This window comes from Gelidibacter maritimus, assembly GCF_014062315.1.
GTDB lineage: Bacteria > Bacteroidota > Bacteroidia > Flavobacteriales > Flavobacteriaceae > Gelidibacter > Gelidibacter maritimus.
Window position 1 is genome coordinate 1 of record NZ_JACGLT010000038.1, and the last position, 4285, is coordinate 4285.

Sequence of the window (4285 nt, forward strand, 5' to 3'; positions counted from 1 at the left end):
TGGCTATTTCGGAGTGACCGTGCCACCCTTTTCGGTCAAATTGTGCCACTTTGAAAGATCATACAATAATACATTTTTTTAGTTAAATAGATTTAAGTTTTCCTTTTCTTAATGATTCTCCTTCGAGTTTTATTCTGTGCGAAGAATTTACTATTCTATCCAAAATTGCATCGGCAATAGTTCCTTCCCCAATCAGTTCGTACCACGCCGATACCGGTATTTGCGATGCGATAATAGTAGATGCCCCATTGTGCCGGTCGTCAATAATATCCATCATTATTTCGCGACTTTGTTGGTCAAGCGCCTGCAGGCCAAAATCATCAAGAATAAGCAGATCGGTCCTTGTCACCCTTTTTAATTCTTTCAAATAGGAGCCATCCATTTTACTTAATATTAATTCATTAAGCAGCTTCGATGTATTGGCATAGAGCACTTTATATTCCATTAAACAGGCTTCATATCCGAGTGCCTGGGCCAGATAACTTTTGCCGGTCCCTGAAGCTCCGGTGACTATCAAGTTCTCTTTACGCCTGATAAAGTCAAGTGTTCCAAGTCGGACAAAACTATTCTTATCCAAGTTGCGCTGGGGATCGTAAGTGATTTCAACCAGACTTGCTTTTTGCTTAAAACAAGCCTGACTGACAAGGCGAACAATCTTCTTGTTAAGTCGGTCCTCCCACTGATGATCAACCAATAAGGCCAAGTATTCATCAGTTGTCATTGATTCAATGCGATTGTCCCCAAGGTGTTGTTTATGCAGGGATGCCATTGCCGACAGACGCATTTGTTGTAGTTTTTCTAGTGTTTGATTGTTGTTCATTATAATTTATTTTATGGTTTAAATAATTACTGATAGGCTGATGCCCCTCTTATATTATCGTGTTTAGGGATATGGGATTGCTGATCTTCGAGGTCTTTGAAAAACAAGGAATTTTGATCAACATTGTTCTTTAAGATGTTTTTGATACGGGCATAAGAGACCATGTTGGCTGCCAGCGCTCTTTGACAGGCCCTATCAAGCCTCTGTGATCCATAATCCTTATGAAGCTGCAACAGGCCCATAACTCGTTTATAGCCTATTTCAGGATAGTCCAGACCATTTAATATTTTATCTACGCAGGCTACCACGTAGTTTCCGTGAACGGAGGCTTTGTTTTTAAAATATTCCGGACTCCAGTCCATGTAGTTTTGATGTGAGCTCGACAGGTGATCTTTATTGGTGTTGTAGCTTCCTTTGGATAAGTTTCTTTGGTGGAGAGCAATACGTTGATGATTGTAATAAACTTCCACAATGTTTTTAGTGTAATGGATCAGGGTTTGTTTTCCGATGTACCGGTAAGGAACGCTGTAATAGCTTTTATCGGGAGAAAAATAAACATATCCCATCTTTTGAACTTTTGCTCTTCGATAGTCTTTTATTTCATAAGATTCTGCCGGTAATGGTTTTAGGTATTCCCGTTCGATAGTCTGAAAAAGTTCTGCACGGCTGGTTTCTTTTCGTTGAAACAAAAGCCTATTATACTGTTCCAGTAAACGATGGATCTCTTTGTTAAGTTCGGCCAGTGAGAAGAAGGTCATTTCCCGAAGCGGATAATAAATGCGCTGATAGACCAGGTGCACGGCGTTCTCAACCAAGGCCTTATCTTGTGGCGCATAGGTTCTGGTAGGGTTAATTACACAGTTGTAATGCCGGGCAAAGTCTTTAAAACTTCGGTTGATGTTGGCCTCATACTTACTGGCACGGGTCACGGCGGATTTTAAATTGTCCGAGACAATGGCTTTGGGCACACCGCCGTAAAAATTTAAAGCATTGGCGCAACAAGCGATAAAATCTTCTCGCTTCTGACTCCTGCAGGCTTCGATATAAGTATAGTGGCTGTTTGGCAAAATGGCTACAAAAACCTCCACCGGTATAATTTCTCCGGTTTCTTTATCGATGACCTCAAGTTTGCGTCCGGCAAAGTCCACAAACAATTCTTTACCTGGATCGTGCTCTAATTTTAAAGAACCCTTGACATCGGCATACTTACGTCGGTAATGTTCCAAAAACTGGGTATAGCTGTACGGATGTTCTGCACTATCCCTATATTCTTCATAATGATATTGAAAAGTAAAACCGGGATGATTGCGAGCTTTATTTACCCGTTCAAAATATCTCATCAGTTCATCCTGACGATTGATATTCAAGGTTGTTTTGAAGGTAAAGAGTTCTTCGAGCTTACTGTTGTCAAAGTCCAGCAAGGCATCAATACTATAGCTGCTTCCTTTAAGGCGTTTAATATAGGAGTTAACCGTATTGCGGGATATACTTAGGGTATCAGCGATTTTTCGATTGCTCAGTCCGTCTTTATAGAGGGTCAAAATTTGTTTTAAGTCCATAGGATCAAGTGTGTTTGCCATAACTTATCTTTTATTAAAAAAGGACAAGCTACTTGATCTTTCAAAAAATGGCACAAATCAAACCGTAAATCCGGCTAAACCCATTTCAGACTGGCACAAATCGAACCGTAAAAAATGGCACAGTTTGAACCGTTATCACTGGCACAGACCCACCGAAATCACTGGCACAAATCGAACCGGAATATCCACCCCTTATCTTGATTTCACCTTAAATATTCTCATTAAAAATTCGGCAAAACATATTCCAATCACAATTATAACATCCTTAGAAGGAGATAACCTTTTTCAACGAGGATATCAACTCAATGCTTTAAAAGAGGCAATAAATAATGGAATTATAGTTAAAAATCTTATTGGACTACATGCAAAAATATTAGTGATTGACAGTAAGTACATTTCATTAGGCTCTCAAAACTTCACTAATCGAGGACGAAAAAACAAAGAAGCAGGGATGATAAGTGAGGTATCTTTTTATGACTCAAAAATAATTTCGTCTTTAAAGAATTGGGAGGGAGAATCAAAAAGTGTAAGCATAGAGTTGCTTGAAGAACTTATTCTGTTTCTAAATAAAAATGAAGAGCCTATCTCTAAAATCAAAAAGAAATTCGACAGAAAAATTGAAAAGATAATCTCAGCCCATAATCAAAGAGAATTGGAAAAGCAAATTGCCAACTCTTCATATTTTAACTCTACATACAGGTTTGCTCAAGGTGAGGTAATATTGACCCGAACTGTTCCACCACCGAATTATGACTATTATTCATTTTTTGCTCAAGAACATAACAATTTATGTCAATGGATAAAGACAAGAAACAAAGGACAAGAGGAACAAATTGAGTTAGAAGATTATAAATATTATCCTGCAATAAATGTCAATACAATGCAAATGACGTATTTAAGAATTCATACAAGTAGAATAACTTTTATGAAATCTAAATTTGAAATGAATGAATGGAGCGGTTATGAAATTAATAAGAAAAAATATAAACTTGATTTTTCATTTCTCAAATCATCAACTAAGAATTCAAACATTAAAGTAACTCTTAGCAAAGAATCAATTGGAAAAGGAAGTTTGTATTATCTTTTTGATGGTTCAGTTTTTTCACTTATAAAAACTAAATATAGTAATGATTCAATTAAAAAAACAATTGAAAAGGAGCTAATATCACGAAAGAAAAGGCACAATAAATTCTTAAAATTTCTTATTGAGCCAGCTAAGTTTACCACTCAATGGGATCAACCAAAAGAAATTGAAAAATTCCTTCCTGAATATTCATATCGTGTTGGTATTCTCGAATATAAAGATTTACCAATTTTGATATTTAATAAAAGATAAAAACTGTTGCCAATAACTAAGCATTCGTGTGGTCGGTACGACCCAACATTAATGCCGTGTTGGCTGCCCGTCCATCGCGGTGGAAACCGGTGTTGGTCGGTTTGCCTACTATGGGGATTGATCGGATTTAAAAGAAAACATAAATAACACCCGAAAAGGTTATTAATAAGTATCCATCCGGGCAACTACGTCTTTTATGACATGACCTGTCTTTTTACCTTTGGTGGCATAAACTATATGTATTATGACAAAAAAGGAGAATGCTTTGTGGATGCGTAAATTGGTAAAGGAGTTTCGGGACTCTGGTCGGAGCCAAAAAGAGTTTGCCTCTGCCCATGGGATCAAGGAGAGCAAATTCCATTATTGGCGATCAAAATTATCGAGGCCTGTAGATGTAACGGCCGATAAAGGTCCTTCGCATTTCGTTCCTATCGAAGTCGTCCCTGTCCAGGAAGGCAGAACCATTTTGATCCGTTGCAAAAACGGGATCGAGATCGAAATCCCAGTATAGATGTTCGCACTTGGTACTTCGCACCGGTTCCAACTCTA

Annotated in this window: 4 protein-coding genes; 2 read left to right on the plus strand and 2 right to left on the minus strand. The window is 37.9% G+C overall.

Features of this window, described 5'->3' with window-relative positions:
• Positions 1-82 precede the first annotated feature (82 nt).
• Positions 83-820 (minus strand): IS21-like element helper ATPase IstB, encoded by a 738-nt coding sequence (gene istB, locus H3Z82_RS19315; protein WP_182206551.1) that lies wholly within the window; start codon positions 818-820, stop codon positions 83-85.
• 26 nt (positions 821-846) lie between these two features.
• Positions 847-2400 (minus strand): IS21 family transposase, encoded by a 1554-nt coding sequence (istA, locus tag H3Z82_RS19320; protein ID WP_182206552.1) that lies wholly within the window; start codon positions 2398-2400, stop codon positions 847-849.
• On the opposite strand from istA, the gene H3Z82_RS19325 reads away from it, so the two are divergent.
• Positions 2390-3736, plus strand: a complete 1347-nt coding sequence (locus H3Z82_RS19325) for a phospholipase D-like domain-containing protein (protein ID WP_182207101.1) — start codon at positions 2390-2392, stop codon at positions 3734-3736. The genes istA and H3Z82_RS19325 overlap by 11 nt on opposite strands.
• A 244-nt stretch (positions 3737-3980) precedes the next feature.
• Positions 3981-4247, plus strand: a complete 267-nt coding sequence (gene tnpA / locus H3Z82_RS19330) for an IS66 family insertion sequence element accessory protein TnpA (protein WP_182206421.1) — start codon at positions 3981-3983, stop codon at positions 4245-4247.
• The last annotated feature ends 38 nt before the right edge of the window (positions 4248-4285 follow it).

What these genes read in the sequence shown, in the direction of transcription:
- istB (WP_182206551.1), bottom strand. Translation starts at nt 820, where the DNA reads ATGAACAACAATCAAACACTAGAAAAACTACAACAAATGCGTCTGTCG.
- tnpA (WP_182206421.1), top strand. Translation starts at nt 3,981, where the DNA reads ATGACAAAAAAGGAGAATGCTTTGTGGATGCGTAAATTGGTAAAGGAG.
- istA (WP_182206552.1), bottom strand. Translation starts at nt 2,400, where the DNA reads ATGGCAAACACACTTGATCCTATGGACTTAAAACAAATTTTGACCCTC.